Annotated in this window: 15 protein-coding genes and 2 pseudogenes; 12 read left to right on the forward strand and 5 right to left on the reverse strand. The window is 64.9% G+C overall.

What is annotated here, in order from left to right:
- Positions 1-126: 126 nt before the first annotated feature.
- From IPP90_09665 to IPP90_09685, 5 genes are all read right to left on the reverse strand, one after another.
- Entirely contained in the window at positions 127-1,362 is a 1,236-nt protein-coding gene (locus tag IPP90_09665) for a SpoIIE family protein phosphatase (GenBank protein ID MBL0170984.1), read from the reverse strand.
- Entirely contained in the window at positions 1,359-2,375 is a 1,017-nt protein-coding gene (locus tag IPP90_09670; protein ID MBL0170985.1) for a PrsW family intramembrane metalloprotease, read from the reverse strand. The genes IPP90_09665 and IPP90_09670 overlap by 4 nt, the downstream gene beginning before the upstream one ends.
- Positions 2,372-5,320, reverse strand: a complete 2,949-nt coding sequence (locus IPP90_09675; GenBank protein ID MBL0170986.1) for a hypothetical protein — start codon at positions 5,318-5,320, stop codon at positions 2,372-2,374. Before IPP90_09675 ends, IPP90_09670 begins: the two co-directional genes overlap by 4 nt.
- Positions 5,321-5,428: 108 nt before the next feature.
- Positions 5,429-6,574, reverse strand: a complete 1,146-nt coding sequence (locus IPP90_09680; GenBank protein ID MBL0170987.1) for a hypothetical protein — start codon at positions 6,572-6,574, stop codon at positions 5,429-5,431.
- A gap of 3 nt (positions 6,575-6,577) precedes the next feature.
- Positions 6,578-7,186 carry a sigma-70 family RNA polymerase sigma factor gene (locus IPP90_09685; GenBank protein ID MBL0170988.1) on the reverse strand — a complete coding sequence of 203 codons (609 nt, stop codon included), beginning with the start codon at positions 7,184-7,186 and terminating at the stop codon, positions 6,578-6,580.
- Positions 7,187-7,260: 74 nt separating this feature from the next.
- Here IPP90_09685 and IPP90_09690 point away from each other — a divergent pair, with 74 nt between their 5' ends.
- The 12 genes and pseudogenes from IPP90_09690 to IPP90_09745 all read left to right on the forward strand — a co-directional run bounded on the left by IPP90_09690 (position 7,261) and on the right by IPP90_09745 (position 15,889).
- Entirely contained in the window at positions 7,261-7,716 is a 456-nt protein-coding gene (locus IPP90_09690) for an ATP-binding protein (GenBank protein ID MBL0170989.1), read from the forward strand.
- Complete coding sequence (locus IPP90_09695; protein ID MBL0170990.1) at positions 7,716-8,048, forward strand: STAS domain-containing protein; 333 nt, start codon at positions 7,716-7,718, stop codon at positions 8,046-8,048. Before IPP90_09690 ends, IPP90_09695 begins: the two co-directional genes overlap by 1 nt.
- Before the next feature lie 224 nt (positions 8,049-8,272).
- Positions 8,273-8,608: pseudogene (locus tag IPP90_09700) on the forward strand (helix-turn-helix domain containing protein).
- Between the two features lie 98 nt (positions 8,609-8,706).
- Positions 8,707-8,994, forward strand: coding sequence for a hypothetical protein (locus IPP90_09705; GenBank protein MBL0170991.1), 288 nt, complete (start codon positions 8,707-8,709; stop codon positions 8,992-8,994).
- The gene (locus IPP90_09710) at positions 8,979-9,431 is read left to right on the forward strand and encodes a transposase (protein ID MBL0170992.1); all 453 of its coding nucleotides are present in this window, start codon (positions 8,979-8,981) and stop codon (positions 9,429-9,431) included. Before IPP90_09705 ends, IPP90_09710 begins: the two co-directional genes overlap by 16 nt.
- Positions 9,432-10,124: 693 nt before the next feature.
- Complete coding sequence (locus IPP90_09715) at positions 10,125-10,685, forward strand: hypothetical protein (GenBank protein ID MBL0170993.1); 561 nt, start codon at positions 10,125-10,127, stop codon at positions 10,683-10,685.
- On the forward strand, positions 10,682-11,254 hold the full coding sequence (locus IPP90_09720) for a hypothetical protein (protein MBL0170994.1): 573 nt from the start codon (positions 10,682-10,684) through the stop codon (positions 11,252-11,254). The genes IPP90_09715 and IPP90_09720 overlap by 4 nt, the downstream gene beginning before the upstream one ends.
- A 34-nt stretch (positions 11,255-11,288) precedes the next feature.
- Positions 11,289-12,495 (forward strand): annotated as a pseudogene (locus IPP90_09725) (FAD-binding oxidoreductase).
- On the forward strand, positions 12,492-13,484 hold the full coding sequence (locus tag IPP90_09730) for a glycosyltransferase family 2 protein (GenBank protein ID MBL0170995.1): 993 nt from the start codon (positions 12,492-12,494) through the stop codon (positions 13,482-13,484). The pseudogene IPP90_09725 and the gene IPP90_09730 overlap by 4 nt, the downstream one beginning before the upstream one ends.
- 4 nt (positions 13,485-13,488) lie before the next feature.
- On the forward strand, positions 13,489-14,298 hold the full coding sequence (locus tag IPP90_09735) for a glycosyltransferase family 2 protein (GenBank protein ID MBL0170996.1): 810 nt from the start codon (positions 13,489-13,491) through the stop codon (positions 14,296-14,298).
- Entirely contained in the window at positions 14,291-15,061 is a 771-nt protein-coding gene (locus IPP90_09740; GenBank protein MBL0170997.1) for a pyridine nucleotide transhydrogenase, read from the forward strand. Before IPP90_09735 ends, IPP90_09740 begins: the two co-directional genes overlap by 8 nt.
- 18 nt (positions 15,062-15,079) lie before the next feature.
- Positions 15,080-15,889, forward strand: coding sequence for a sugar phosphate isomerase/epimerase (locus tag IPP90_09745; protein ID MBL0170998.1), 810 nt, complete (start codon positions 15,080-15,082; stop codon positions 15,887-15,889).

Raw genomic sequence — 15,889 nt, forward strand, 5'->3', positions numbered from 1 at the left:
CGACGATCATGAACTGACTGCGCTTCATGCTCAGTTCTCCTTCTGTCGTGACTCGTGTCCGATTGCCAAACCCGCCAGAGAAGGGTGCGACACGTGAGGCCGTCGCACCCGCCGAAGACGAGCCGGTTACGAGATGCTGTTCCGAGTCGCGGCAAGCATCGTCAGGTCGTCGTGTGGCTCGGCCTGACGCGTGAAGGCTTCCATGGTCTGCAGCAGGCCGTGCACTAACGCCGATGCGCCGCGCACACCGTGGTCTCTTACGGCCGCTCGCAGGCGCTCGTTGCCGAACACGACACCGCTCGAACTCCGTGCCTCCGACAGGCCGTCGGTGAAGGCGAACAGGCTGTGATGGAGTGGGAGCGTACGGGTGACAGCCGTGAACGGAGAGTCCGGCATCATGCCAAGCGCCGGCCCCGTAGGACGCAATTCCTCGATGGAACCGTCCGGCGCCACGATCAGTGCCGGCTCGTGGCCCGCGTTCACATACACCAGCTCACCGTCGCTCGGACGCAGGCATGCAAGGAAGGCCGTCGCGAACATGTTCGTCCGGCCGTGGAGATGCGCGATGTAGTTGTTGGTGAACGACGCCACGCGCGTCAGCAGCTCGGGGGTGCCATCGGCGTCGGTGTCGCCTGCCGCGGGCGTCTGACGGCCGAGAGTCTGCTCCGCGCCTCCGGCAACCGGGTCGGCCGATGCGCGAATGAGGCTCCGGAACAACGCCATGAAGAGCGCCGCGCCCACGCCCTTGTCGCAGACATCGCCCACCACCAGCAGCAGCCGGCCGGAGCTGCCGAGCAGGAAGGCGTCAAAAAAATCACCCGAAACCTGCCTCGCCGGCTGCAGCGCCGCGTCCAGCTCGACGCCGGGAACGAGCGGAAGCGCCTCGGGGAGAAAATCCCGTTGGATGGTGCGCGCCACGACCATGTCGCGCCGCAACGCCTGTGTGTCTTGAAGGCTTCTGCGGTCGATCGCCGCGGCGATCCGTACGCGCAGTATCCCTTGGCCGCACGACGCCGGCAGGTAATCATCGGCCCCGCTACCAAGACACGCCTCGATGGCGGCGAGGTCGTCCGTGGCGCTCGTGACCAGGACCGGCAACTGCGCCAGCGCCTCATCGGCGCGAATCGAGGCGATGAACGCCGCAGCGGGCATATCGGCAAGCGACACGTCGACAACCGCGAACTCGTATCGCCCAGCTTGCAGCTTCTTCGCCGCGTCAGCGGCGGTGGACGTCGGGAACGGCATGTAGTTCTCGTCCACGAATCGCATGCCGTGCGCCGCACTGGCAGCGCCCACCAGAAGAATGCGACTGGGCGCCCGAAGCGTGGTCATCGTGCCGCGTGGCGGTTTGGGTGCGGTCATTGCGTTCCTTCGTCCAGGAGGTTCAGCTGCCACAGGTCGCGCGCGCTCGTGTGCATAAACGGCACCATCGCCAGCATCCCGGTGGCGCCAATGCTGCGCTCGAGGTAGCGCAACTCATCGAATTTGGCGCGGACGGACGGATCGGGGTCGGGCTCGAAGCCGGCCTCGCGCATCAAGAGTATACCCTTGGCGCGGATGCCCAGCTCGGCGCGCAGGCGGAGCAGGCACAGCATGTCCACGATCACTTCAGGCGCGAAGCGCGCGCGAAGACTCGCGAGATACTGCCCAACGGGCGTGGAGGCCGTGTTGCCCGCCTTCATCGCCAGCAGCAATTCCTGGTCGGTATCAAATCCGGTACCCAGCCAGCGGCGCGTGTCGCGCTCGCTGTACTCGAACGCCGCCGTGGCCAGGACCGGGAAGGCCACCATGATCACGGCAGTCGCCAGCAGGGGCTGGATGAGCAGGTGATTGTAGAGCGAATGCAGGACGATTCCCGCCACAAGACCGGGCAGTACCCGATGCGGCACGAATCGCGTGGTGCGATTGTGCAGTGTGCGGGCAATCATGGCGACGAGGGCCGTGGCCGCTCCGTGCATCACGGCGGTGCCGCATCCGCGCACCACCCACAGCCACACACTCGCGTCGAGGCCGAGACTCATGTAGTGGAGGTTCTCGACCGCGGCGAATCCAGTGCCGACGGCGAAACCGTAGATCGCCGCGTCCACGACAAATCCCACGCGGTTGCGGGCGAGGAGCACGATCACATACGCGGCCTTGAGCGATTCCTCGACCACCGGCGCCACGTACCGCGCGTAGGGCGCAAGCTCGATGCCCAGTGTCGGCCGCAGCCACCGGTTCACCACATACGCCACGAGCGCCGCCGCCACACCCGCGCAGACGGCCAGCAGCACCACGCGCAACGAGAGCAGGCTGTAGCTGTCGAGCACGTACAACGCCCACAGGAACAGGAACACCGGGACGACACCAATGGCGAGCGCGATGAACGTCGTCACATCAGCTTGAGCGAAATCATCGGCGCGGCACGTCGCGCTACGCCCCGGCCTCCCGCCACGGCAACGCCGGCAGAGAGTGTCGACTCGAGGTGCGAGAGGGAGATGAAGCGCAAGTCGACCTGCATGCCGGCGTTGGCGTACGCGCGGCGCGTGGCTGGCGCGTCAACGTCGGTCACCAGACCGGACGCGAACACGGAGAGTCCGGCCCATCGCAGATACGCACTGGGAATCCCCGCGCTACGAAAGCGCAACGGCGGCGACACCCACTCAATCTGTCCCTTGGCGAAGCTCGATCCGCTCACCTGGTTGATCTCCAACCCCGCAAAGCTCTCCACGTCGCGGAACTGCTTGATGCCACGGTGCTCAATCCAGTTGTTCGCGAACCCGCCCAGATAGTACCGTCCGAGTGGATTCCGCCGGTCGGTGGCGAGCGACCAGCCCGACGCGGCGCGGAACCACACCGACGAGTGGTCGATCGGCAGCAGGAAGCCACGCGTGAAGTCGACGCCCACGCGCGGGAAGGCGCTGCCACCCGCAGCATTGCCGCGAATCCCTGCATTCCACGCCAAGCCGAACTCGTCCTGCGTCGCGCCAAGCGAGCGCCGCATCGACTTGTACTCGAGGGTGCTCGTGACGCTGCCGAGCCGCGTGATGGGAGTCGCCACGCCCTGGAACTCCGGCAGAATCGAGAGCCCATCGTGACCGGCCACCTGCACCGTGTAACCAAAGCTCGTGGGGCCATCGAGCTTGAGTTGGCCGGAGTACTGTGCGGCGAGGGAAGCCCCGCGACGGCTCACGCGCGTCGGTCCGATCAGGTCGTAGAAGTCGGCGCGATTCAATGCGCCTGAGAGGTGCCAGTTCCAGTGCCGGAACGTGGCCCGAAGATGCAACCGCTCGTACGCGTCGAGACGCGCATCCGGTGAGTACGATGACGAGACGTCCAGACCGGTCGCTCCCAGCTGATCGGCGAAGTTGAAGCGCAGGCCGCCGGCGACGGCCAGGGCGCCGTTCGCATTCTCGTATCCTTCGACGATGGGATAGACGGAGTTGAGCCTCAGCGAACGCACGCCGTGATACGGCGCCTGCGTGGTCACCAGCGACTGAGGCGGGAGCAGGCGCATCGGCGGCGGCATCCACCCTTGCACTTCCGGACGCCGCTCGGCGATCTCGTTACCGAGAAACCGGATGGCGCTCACCTTTTCGGGAACCGCGTTGGGAATGATCGACGGGACAAACCCACGTCCTGAGTACGCGAAGACGAGCGTCGAGTTATTCGAGATGGGGAGCGGTTTGAAGAACCCGGTTTCGGCGTTGCTCTGGGGGCGCATCACCCGCCGCTCGAGATCGTAGCGGAAGACGTTGGAGACCCCCGAAAAGTAGGAGGTGCCAATCACCGAGCGACCGTCGCGCGCGAAGACGAAGTTCGACGGCGACCACTCGCCGAAGTTGTACAGCTCGTCGGGCGTCTTTTCTCCACGCAACAGCGCGTCGATCGCAAATCGCACCAGCTTCTGTTCGCCGCCGATCGCCGACATCGATGCAATCAACGCCGCGCCATCGGGGCTGATGTCGAGGTCGAACAGGTCCGTCCCGTACGGCAACGTGTAGACCTGCCGCCATTCGGTGTACGGCGCGGGCAGCCGCACAAGGGTCGAGAAGCCGTTGTCGTGCCGGACACCCCAGAGCGAACTATCGGCGCGGTTGAACGCGAGGTCGCCGATGCGGGCCCCCTTGATGAGCAACCGGTCATGCCCCGTACGCAGGTCGACCGCGCGAAGGTCACGCCAATCGGCGTTATTGGTCGTGTAGAAGATCGTCCGCGCGCCTGGATCGAAGACCAGCGACGTCACCGAGAGACCCGACGCGCCGGGAATGTCGTGCAGCCGCGTCAAATGTCCGGTGGCAATGTCGATCGAGGCGATATGCGATTCCTGCCCCGGGTAGCGGACCGCAACGAGAATCGCACCGTTCGTCTCGTCAAACCATGCACGCGAGACCGATCCGAGCACGCGGTCCGTAATGGCGCGTGCCATCGTAGTAGGGTTCTTGCGAATGGATGCAAGATTGGCCTGCTGCCACTCGCGCTCCCACGCAATCCAGTTCGCCCATTCCTCCTCGAGCGAGATGCCGTAGACCTGCCGGAACTGCCGCGAGAAGTAGCCCCTGGAGCCCTCGCGTCGATCGACCCAGGCGAGCAGCTTGTCGTTGCCGTGGCGCAGCGCGAGATAGCTGATGAAGCGCGTGCCGTAGAGGTAAGAGTTGGTGCCCACCTGAAAGTCGACGGTCGTTCCCTCGGACTCGAGTCCGACGACGTCATAGATGGTGGCGCTGTCGCGCACCAGCGTGCGGAACACCATCTCGTCGTACGGACCGATGGCGCGCCCCATGCCACCATTCATCCACGTTTCGAGGTACGTGGCGATCCCTTCGAGATACCAGCGTGGCGCATACCACCGCGGCGTGGTGAGGTACGCGTAGCCCATCGACAGCGGCGATTGCGCGTCGGGTGAGACCTTGCCGAAGAAGAGCCGCCGGTAGAAGCGGTCGCGCGCGGTGGACTTGTCGGTGGTGAAGATGTGCGCCAGCTCGTGATTCATCGACGAGGCCATGCGCTCCGGGGCGGGAGCCGACTCGTACTCGTGCCCATACGGGGCGATGCCGATCGTGACGTGATTCTCGGGCACCGGGCGGGCGCCCGCATTGCCGTAATGCCACAGGTCGTGCATGAGCACACCCATCCGTCCGCGCGGGACATAGTTGAACAACCGCTCGTGGAAGCGGAGGGCGTTCTCGAACGTCCCGGTCACCTGCGGCACGAGATACGACTGCAGCGATGACGTGTAGATCAGCCGCATGGTCGGCGACTCGACGGTCTGCAGCTGCGCGCCGAGTGGAACGGCCACGAAGGCGGCGGCGAACGACAGGAGTCTGGCGAGAAGGCGCATGTTCCGGAGTCTGGGGACGGCAGAACATACGAAACGACCCCAGCCGGGCAAGTGGCCGACTGGGGTCGTCGTCCCCGTTGCGGAGACTCCGCGGGCGCGGACGGGCCGTTAGGGGGCCATCCGCATCGCCTCGCCGCGGAAGACCTCGGCGGCGGCCGAGCTTCGCAACGCGCTTCGGAACGCTTCGGACGCCATCAGTGAACGGAAGGCGTCGTTCGCCAGGACCGAGCGGAACGCGTCATTGGCGAACGCGGATCGGAACGCTTCGTTGGAGAAGGCCGACCGGAACGCTTCGTTGGACATCATGCGGGCGAACACTTCGTTCGACAGCATCTTTCGGAAGGCGTCGTTCGCCATGAGGTTGCGGAAGGCGTCGCTGGCCATCACATCGCTGAAGGCGGCGTTGGCCTTGAGCTGCCGGTAGGCATCGCTGGCCATGAACGCCTGCAGCGACTCGGAATTCGCGGCGGAGCGGAACGCCTGCTGCGCCATCAGCGATTGGAAACCGGCGTCCGACATCATTTGCGCCGAGGCGTCAGTCGACATCATCCGCATGAAGGCATCGTTCGCCATCAGCGCGCGGAAGTCGTCGTTGTTCATGACCTTTCGGAACGCCTCGTTGGACTGGAGGTTGCGGAACGCGTCGCTCTGCATGGCTTGCCGGAAGGCATCGCTGCGCACGAGCTTGAGTACCTGGTCGTTTTGAAACAGCGCCTGCACCTCGGGATTCTTGAGCGAGACATCGCCTTCATCCATGGAGCGCGCTTTGTAACGAGACGCCCGCTCGACGCCGCTGATGCTGTCACCGGCGCCGATGGTGCCGAACGTCAGTCCCCTCGGCGGCGAACCGCCGACAGCGTACCCGATGATGGCGATTGCCGCCACGGCGAATGTCCCTATGAGCAGCGTCTTCCTGGCCATGCGTGCCTCCAGATCGTGAAAGATTGTACCGCAGCTGCGTATGAGCGAACGGAACGGTGCTGCAACATCGAACGGACGGTAGGCCGCCTCGCGCGTGGCGGGGATGGGATGACTGATGGAGCGGAGGATGGCCGCGCGAAGGCCGGGGGGCGGGACGCGCACGGCCCGGAACTCCTCCACGAGGAGCATGAGGTCGGCGTGCAGCGCCTGCGCCTCCTCGTGCCACGCGAGAAGTTCCCGGAGCTCCGCCTGCTCGGCCTGCGTCACCGCGCCGTCGGCGCCGCGGTGAATCAGGTCACGCTGTTCAGGGGAAAGAGGCGGCAGATTCGACACGTTTCAGCGCTGTGAGATAAGGACCTGCCGTAGCCGCTCGCGAGCGGTGAACAGGCGTGATTTGACAGTCTTGGACGGCACGTTGAGCATGGACGCGATCTCGTCGTACGAGCACTCGGCGAGGTGCCGCAACACGACGATCGCCCGGTCGTTCGGAGTAAGGAGCATCAAGGCCTTTCCCACGCGATCATCTGCCTCCAGCGCGCCGGTCACCCCCGGTTCTGCCGCCGGGATCGCCAGCTCCTCGTCGAGCGTGACCATCTGCCGGCGCCGGTCAAGGGCGTTCAGCGACTCGTTTACCGTCATCCGATAGATCCAGCTGAAAAACCGGTACTGCGGGTTGTACGACTCCAGCGCGAGGAACGCGTTGCCGAACACCGTTTGCGTCACGTCCTCTGCATCCTCCACGTTCCCGAGCATCCGCAGTGCCACGTTGAACAAGCGCGCTTCGTAGTGCCCCACCAGCTCGGCGGCCGCGGAGGAGTCGCCCGCCAGATGTCCCCGGACGAGCGCTCGGTCCCGCATATCCTGCGCTACGTTCGTCTCATGCATGAAGTACAGGCCGGTCCGTGAAAAGTTGGAAACTGCCGGGGATAACGTCGCGTTGGTCACGTCCGGCGTCAAATTCCGCGGCGCGGTTGACAGCCGCTTGCCCCCGGAGTGTCTTTCGCCTCGTGGAGAGCGCAATGGACCATCGGTTCGGGGTGACATTCACCGGGAAGTCGGACGAGGTGGGGAGGGTCACCAGCGCCTTCGCTGATTTCGCGGACGCGCATGCCCTCCCGGCGGCTGTGCGACGCACCATGCTGGTTGCCCTGGATGAACTTGTCATGAACGCCGTAACCCACGGCGCCACGCTGGGGGGGCCGGGGGTGCGGGTGACCGTGAAAGGCGCGCTTGAGCCGGGCCGTCTGGTGGTCGCGGTGTGTGACAACGGCCGGCCGTTCGATCCCTTTGCGCTCGCCACCCCCGACACGACGTTGTCCGTCGAGGAACGGACACTCGGCGGCCTGGGCATTTACCTCGTACGGCAGATGATGGACGAGGTCCGGTACTCGCGACGGGGCGACCAGAACGAAGTCGTGCTGATCAAGCATCTGGAGACATTGGACGGGGCCCGGTCCCCGAAGGAGCGCACATAATGCAGGTCACGACACGCACGCTGGGCGACGTCACCATCGCGGCGATCACGGGGAGTCTCGACAGCGCTTCGTCACCCGTGGCGAAGAACGCCCTCGATGCGGTAGTCGCCGGCGGGGCGCGAAAGCTTGCCGTGGACTTCACCGCGCTCGACTACGTCAGCAGCGCGGGGCTTCGTGTTCTGCTGGGGACGGCCAAGCAGGTCAAAGCGTCCGGCGGGGCGCTGCGGATGTTCGGGCTCAATGCATCAGTCCGCGAGGTGTTCGAGATTTCGGGCTTCGCGACCATCCTGCCGGTGTTTCCCGGGGAAGGGGAGGCGCTGCAGGGGTTCTAACCAGCCCTGCAGCGAGTGCCTTTCGCCAGGGGACTCCAACCGCGCGGCGCGTGATCACCATGACAGTTCTTAGAACACCTGCACAGCGCGCTGCATAGGTCGACGGTAATGAATGTTCTCGGTTCACGGTACAAACCGGGTCGATAGGTAACCGAACAAACCGGCAGCATGGGTTACACGCCATTCAAACTGCATCTTCGCTTCATACCCCGCGAGGAGCGACGATGCCGTGGTTGGAGACCGCACCGGTGAAGCAGCGCCAACAGTTCATCGAGGACTATCAGGAGGGCTTCTATTCCATGTCCGAGCTCTGCGCCCGGTATGGGATCAATCGCAAGACCGGCTACAAGTGGCTCGAGCGATTCGCCGACGGCGGACGGCGCGGTTTGGCGGATCGTAGCCGAGCGCCGCACACGTGTCCGCATCGCCTCAGCGACGTCGTGGCGGAGCATCTCGGTCAGGCGCGAAAGAAGCATCCGGACTGGGGGCCGGCGAAGCGGCTCGATTGGCTCGCCGCCCGTCATCCGGACCTCGAGTGGCCCGCGACGAGTACCGCGGGGGATTTGCTCGCACGCCGCGGCGTGGTGGTCAGGCGTCGGCGTCGGCGCCCACATCAACACCCTGGAGTGGTGGCGCTCGTGACGACGACAAACGATCTGTGGACGGCCGACTTCAAGGGGCAGTTCACCCGCGTTTTCTCCTCACGGGTCAGGGGCTCCTCTCGACCAAGGGCGTCGGCGTCAAACCGTTCTTCGAGCGCGCATTCCGCGAGTATGGATTGCCCTTGGCCATCCGCACGGACCACGGGGTGCCGTTCGCCACGACCGGCATTCATGGCCTGTCGCAGCGCAACGTCTGGTGGATGCGGCTCGGCATTCAGCATCAACGCATCCATCCGGGACGACCGCAACAGAACGGCGCGCATGAACCATGCACCGGACGCTGAAGCGCGCCGCCATTCGCCCGCCACGGGCCAATGCCGCCGCGCAGCCGCGGGCGTTCGACGCCTTCCGGCGCGAATACAACACGGAACGACCACACGAGTACTTGGGTGGGGAGACGCCGTCCGCACATTACGCGAGTTCGCCCCGTTCAAATCCGAAGCAGCTCCCGGCCCAAGAATATCCCGGGCACTTCCTGGTGAAGAAAAACACGACAGGCGGAACGTTTCGCTTCCAACATCGACGGCTCTTCATTGCGCGGTCGCTCACGAACCACCACATCGGACTGGAAGAGACGGACGACGGCATCTGGTCCATCTTCTTCAACACCGTCCCGAACGGCCCACGAGGCGCGACAGCCCGGCGGAGGGCACGCCGACGCCCACTCTCCGCCGCTCGCGAGGCAAGGGACCGCAGCCCATACTCAACGCACCCTGATTGAATTTCCTTCTGTGAAGCGCCGGACTGCGTCAAGCCCCAGTTGCTGTTGCTAGGCTTGCCGTCACAGCGTTTTCGATTGTCCGAGCGATCCTCAAGGTGCTCCTCAGCCTTCTGTTCACGCTTCCGGGTTGGACGCACAGGCCCCGGCGCATGAGGGTGGTCCGAAGGGGGAGGTGGCGCCCACTATACCCACGACGTCGATGGGCCGTGGTGCGTCAAGGAATGCCCGCGCCTTCGTCAGGTCGCCACAGTGAAGAGGAGGAGCAATGAGGATCGCATCACGGGAGGCCGCGGGGAAGGTGACCGTCCAATCGGAAACCATGCGGGCCGAGCGCGTGATCTGTGAAGGAGGCTCGCTGGACCCTCACGTCGAGACCGAGAAGGTGACACAACGCACGCGACGCCAGCGGCGCCTCTGGCCGCTCGCGGCACGCGTCAGTGGCCGCATCCGGGACCGCCGCGCTGAACGACGGCCGGTGGTCGATATTGTAGGGCTTTCCCGTGGTGGTTATACATTTGCGGAGACGTGTAGCAACTGTTGCCTGCCCGTGGCTGGACGTCGATGCATGCGGCCCGGACGCGCTCGCGTGAGACGCCACGACGGGCAAGAACGAGTAGGTCCTCACCGCAAAGGCCACCGCATCATGCTGGAAACGAACGGCAGAACGACGCGCGCCACCGGCGAGGGACGCCAGTGATTCGGCGCATTCACATGTACGCGGGGCTCGCGCTGACACCGTGGGTGCTGATGTACGCCTTGAGCACGATGGCGATGAATCACCGCGAGCATCTGGGGACGCCGCCGCTCGAATTCCGTCGGGTTGAGGAGCGGCGCTACGAGGCCGTGTTCACCGAAGGCGTGGGGCCGTGGGAGCAGGGGGGGCAGGTGCTGCGCGATCTTGGAATGGAAGGCGCGTACTCGGCGGCACAGCGTGACGGCGCACTGGTGGTGAACAGGAACGACCTTCTTGAGCCGAAGCGCATCACGCTGAAGGAGGAATCGCTGCTCATCGAGGCCGCAGAAAGGCGGCCCGCGCAGATGCTGGAACGCATGCATCGCCGCCGTGGCTTTTCTCAGCCGTTCTGGACCGACCGGCTGTGGGGTGCGCTGGTCGACGGGTTCATCGTCGTGATGTTGACGTGGGCGATTACCGGAGTCTTGCTGTGGTGGGAAATGCGCGTCACCCGCCGGCTGGGCGCCGCGTTCCTTATTGCCGGATTGGCTGCCTTCACGTTCTTTCTGCTCACGATATGAAGGCCGTCCGGCGCATCCACCTCTACCTCGGTATGCTCCTGCTGCCGTGGTTCATCGGCTACGGCATCACCTCCATCATGTTCAGCCACTCCGGGCTGGGTGAGCGCTGGTACGGCGAGCCTGTGTGGACCGTTCGCTTCGAGCGTCCGTACACGCCACCGAACACGACCGATCTGCGCGAGCTCGGCGCGATCCTGATGAAGGAGGCGGGGGTCACCGGATCCTACGCAGCGTCCCGGCCGCAGCCGGATCAGATCAATGTGTATGTGCATACGTTCCGCACGGCGACTCAGCTGATCTGGGACGCGAAGCGCGGGACCTTGCGCGCTGAGGACAAGCAGTTCCGATGGGATCACTTCTTCACGGGATGGCATGCGCGCGGCGGATTCGCCAACGATGGATGGAGCGACCTGTGGGCCGTGTTCGTGGACCTCGTCAGCCTCGCCCTGATCGCATGGGTAGTCACCGGTCTGGTGATGTGGTGGCAGTTGAAGAGACTGCGCGCGTGGGGCCTCGTCGCCCTCGGCTCGGGTCTGGTGGCCTTTGGAGCACTGATCGCGCTACTATGAAGCATCGCTGGGCGTACCCCAACATTTTTTACGCATGACGACCGAACTCCGCGCAACGCAGGGTCACGTCGACGGCAGGCCGCGTGTCTTCGATGCCGTGATCGTCGGCGGCGGCTTCTTCGGCGCCTCGCTGGCCGTGCATCTGGGGCGCGCGGGAGGGCAGGTACTCCTCCTCGAGTCGGAGCCGGTGCTGCTCGGACGTGCGTCGATCATCAATCAGGCACGCGTGCACGCCGGCTATCACTACCCGCGCAGCTACCTGACCGGACTCCGCTCGCGCGTGAACGCGCCGCGCTTCATCGACGAGTATCGCGCGACCATCTTCGACGCGTTCACGCACTACTACGCGATCGGTAGAACCTTCTCGAACGTCACGGCAGCGCAGTTCAAGCGCTTCTGCGATCGCATTGGTGCTCCTTATGCACCGGCACCGGCATCGGCCGCGAAGCTGTTCAATTCGGCGTTCATCGAGGAGGTTCTGCAGGTCCCCGAGTACACCTTCGATGCGGTCCGCCTGCGCGAACGCGTCATGCACGATCTGGCGTCGGCCGGAGTGGAGGTGGCGCTGTCCACCACGGCGCGCCGCGTCTGGCAGTCTCCTGAAGGAGCGATTAACGTCGACTACGGGGCGGCTGCGGACATGTTGGCGGCCGAGACGCGGGTAGTCCGCGCGGCAAAGGTGTACAATTGCACGTATTCGGGACTCAACCGACTGCATGTGGCCTCCGGATTGCCGCTGGTGCCACTCAAGCACGAACTCACCGAGATGGCCTTGGTCGAGCCCCCCGCCGAGCTGGCGCAGGCCGGTGTCACGGTCATGTGCGGGCCCTTCTTCTCGATGATTCCGTATCCGTCGCGAGCGTTGCACACGTTGAGTTATGTGCGATACACGCCACACCTGTCGTGGCACGACGTGCCAGGGCAAGCGTACGAGGATGCCGATGTGCGGCTGGCCCGGTACGAACGCACGAGTACATTTCCGCACATGGTGCGTGATGCGCGCGCTATCTCCCCGCCGCGCGATGCGGCAATGCACGCAGCGTGACTCACTCTGGGAGGTAAAGACGCTGCTGCCGCGGAGCGAGGCGGACGACAGCCGTCCGATTCTATTCAGCCAGGACCACGGCATGCCGGGCTTTCACTGCGTGATCGGATCGAAGGTGGACAACGCGTATGACATGCTGCAACGCGTCGACGAGGAAGCGACGGCGAGCGCCCTGATCACGGATCGGGTGTCGTGACCGCGTCCGATGTGTTCGTATCGGTTGTTGCACCGCTCTCGAACGACAGCGATATCCTGCCTGCGTTCGTGGAGGAAACCATTCGCACGCTGCGAGCGCACTACGTCCACTACGAGTTGCTACTCGTGGATGACGGCTCGACCGATGACAGCGTTCGCGCGATCAACGCCGTGCTCGCGCACCACGAGTCGGTACGATTGATCCGGCTTTCGCGCAGCTTCGGCAGTGAAGTCGCCATTTCCGCGGGACTCGACGCGGCCATCGGCGATTTCGTGGTGGTCATGCTGCCCGACAGCGATCCACCCGCGCTCATACCGCGTATGGTGGCTCAATCGAGACAAGGCATTGGCGTGGTGTTCGGCATCCGCAAGAGTCGGGTCGGCGAACCGTTGCTACTCCGACTGGGGGCGACCGTGTTCTACCGTGCCGGCAGTACCCTGCTTGGGCTCAATATCCCGCCCGACTCGACGCACTTTCGCGTGTTGAGCCGCCAGACGGTCAACGCCATCGTGCAGATCCGCGATCGCAACCGCTACCTGCGCACGCTGAGCGGCTACGTCGGGTACGCGAGCCAGAGCGTGGAGTACGAACCGCTGCATCGACGCACTGTGACACGCCGCAAGAGCGTGCTGGACGGGGCGAAGCTCGCCATGGGAATCATTGTGGCGAATTCACTGCAGCCGCTGTACCTCGCCGTCGGGCTCGGCCTCCTCGTCGTTGCGGCCAATACGCTCTTCGTGGCGTACGTCGTCGGTATCTATCTCCTCAAGCGTCATGTCGCCGAAGGGTGGACAACGCAGTCGCTGATCCTTGGCGGAATGTTCGGCGCCATCGGTGCCTTGCTCACGATCGTCGCCGCGTACCTCGCGCGACTCCTGGGAGAGAACCAGGATCGTCCGCTGTACTTCGTGCTCGAGGAGCGGCAGAGTGCCGTCGCGTCGATTGCCGAGGACCGCATGAATATCGTGGCGGATCCCGTTGTCCGCTGAGCCCATGATCATGCGCGAGGTGCCCACGTTCCGCGTGCAAGCGTTCCGCGAGAAGCACGCGCGCTACGCGTGCGCGGTATTCGTACTCAACGAGAACGGTCGGCTGCACGCCCAGCTCGGCCGCATGCTGCCCTATGCGGACTTGGTCGACATCGTCATCGCCGACGGCGGGAGTACCGACGGTTCGGTCGGCGAGGACCTGTTGGCGCCACGCGGCGTCCGCGCGCTGCTCACCAAGACCGGTCCCGGAAAGCTCAGTGCCCAGATGCGCATGGCGATGGCGTGGGCGATGGACGAAGGATACGACGGACTCATCGTCATCGATGGCAACAACAAGGACGATCCGGCGGCGATTCCGCTCTTCACGGCAGGGCTTGACCGTGGCCTCGATCATCTGCAAGGATCGCGCTTCATTCCGGGCGGACACGCAGAGAACACTCCGCCCGCGCGCTTACTCGGCATTCACCTCCTGCACGCGCCGCTCATCAGCCTCGCGGCGCGTACGCGCTACACGGACACGACGAACGGATTTCGCGCGTACAGTCGGCGACTGCTGCTCGACGTGCGCGTCGCGCCGTTTCGCGATGTCTTTTCGGCATACGAACTGCATTACTATCTCGCCATCCGCGCGTCACGGCTCGGGTTTCGCGTGGAGGAAGTACCCGTCACACGCGCGTATCCGGCTCACGGACCGGTTCCCACGAAAATCAGTCCGGTCAGAGGAAGCATCAAGATCCTCAGGACGCTGATGCACGCGTGCCTGCATCTCTATGATCCACCCACCAACCGCTCGGGGACCAAGGCCCATGGCTGATGCCCTGATCGGCGCGACGGGATTCGTCGGTACGACGCTCCTGCGCCAGACGTCGTTCGACGATGTGTATCGCTCGACCACTATCGAGTCGATTCGCGGATGCTCCTACGATGTGGTGGTGTGCGCCGGTGCGCCGGCCGAGAAGTGGAAGGCGAACAAGGAGCCGGAGCGCGATCGCGAGAACATCCAACGCATGCTCGCGTGTCTGGGCGAGGTCGAGGCCAAGCATGTCATCCTGATCTCGACGGTGGATGTGTACGCCACGCCAATCGACGTCGACGAGGATTCGCCGATCGATCCGGCGGCGGCCACGCCGTACGGTCGCCACCGCTTTGAGATCGAGCAGTTCGTGCAGGATCGCTTCGCGAGTACCATCATCCGACTCCCTGGACTGTTCGGACGCGGGCTGAAGAAGAACATCATCTTCGACTTCCTGCACGCGAACGCAGTGGGCGCCATCTGCGCGGACAGTCTGTTCCAGTTCTATCATCTCGACCGCCTCTGGCAGGACATCACGATCGCGCGCGCACACGCGCTGCCGACGGTCAACTTCGCCGTGGAGCCGGTCAGCGTGCGCGACGTGGCCAAGGTCGGCTTCGGTGTGGCCTTCGAGAATCCGGCGGTCACCAACGCGGCCCGCTACGACATGCACACCAAGTACGCCGAGCGGTTCGACAGCACGGGGGCCTACCTGGCCACGCGTGCTCAGGTGCTCTCGTCGATCCGGCAGTTCGTCGAGGAGTGGCGTCGTGAGCACCCGTAGCACGACGGGGGCAGCGGCATGAAGCTCGCCGTCTCGAACATTGCGTGGAAGCAGGCGGATGACGAGGGCGTTGCGACGATGCTTCGCGATGCCGGCGTGACCGGCATCGAAGTCGCGCCGACAGCGGTGTGGGCCGATCCGTTGACGACGACAGAGGTCGAGCGCCGCGAGTATCGCGCGTGGTGGGCCGAGCGCGGTTTCGCCATCTCGTCCATGCAGGCGCTGTTGTTCGGGCGCCCGGAGTTGGTGCTCTTCGGCGATCAGCCCGCGCGTGATGGCATGCGCACCCATCTCGTCGGGATGATGGATCTCGCCGCCGCACTCGGTGTCGGTCCGCTGGTGTTCGGGTCGCCCAGGAACCGCACGGTCGGCGGCGTACCGCGCGACGTCGCGCAACGCATCGCCATCGAGTTCTTCCGCGACATCGGCCAGCTCGCCCACGAACGCGGCGTGTGGCTGTGTATCGAACCCAACCCGTCGGCCTACGACTGTGACTTCGTCAGGACTTTCGCTGAGGCGTCCGTACTGGTTGGCGCGGTCGGAGAGCCCGGGTTCGGCTTGCACGTCGACGCAGGCGCGATGGCAATCAATGGCGAAGCTGTCGCCGACACGATCGCGGCGGCAGGACCGCTGATCCGGCACTTCCACGCCAGTGAGCCGTTCCTTGCGCCACTGGGGGCGAACGCGACCGATCACGCCTCGTACGCCGACGCGCTACGCGACGCAGGCTACGCCGGTTGGGTCTCGCTCGAAATGCGTGCACCGCCGGATGGACTCGACGGGCTCGCGCGCGCGCTCGACGTCCTGACCGTGCACTACGGCGACTGA

The sequence above is a fragment of the Gemmatimonadaceae bacterium genome, assembly GCA_016720905.1.
Taxonomy (GTDB): domain Bacteria; phylum Gemmatimonadota; class Gemmatimonadetes; order Gemmatimonadales; family Gemmatimonadaceae; genus Gemmatimonas.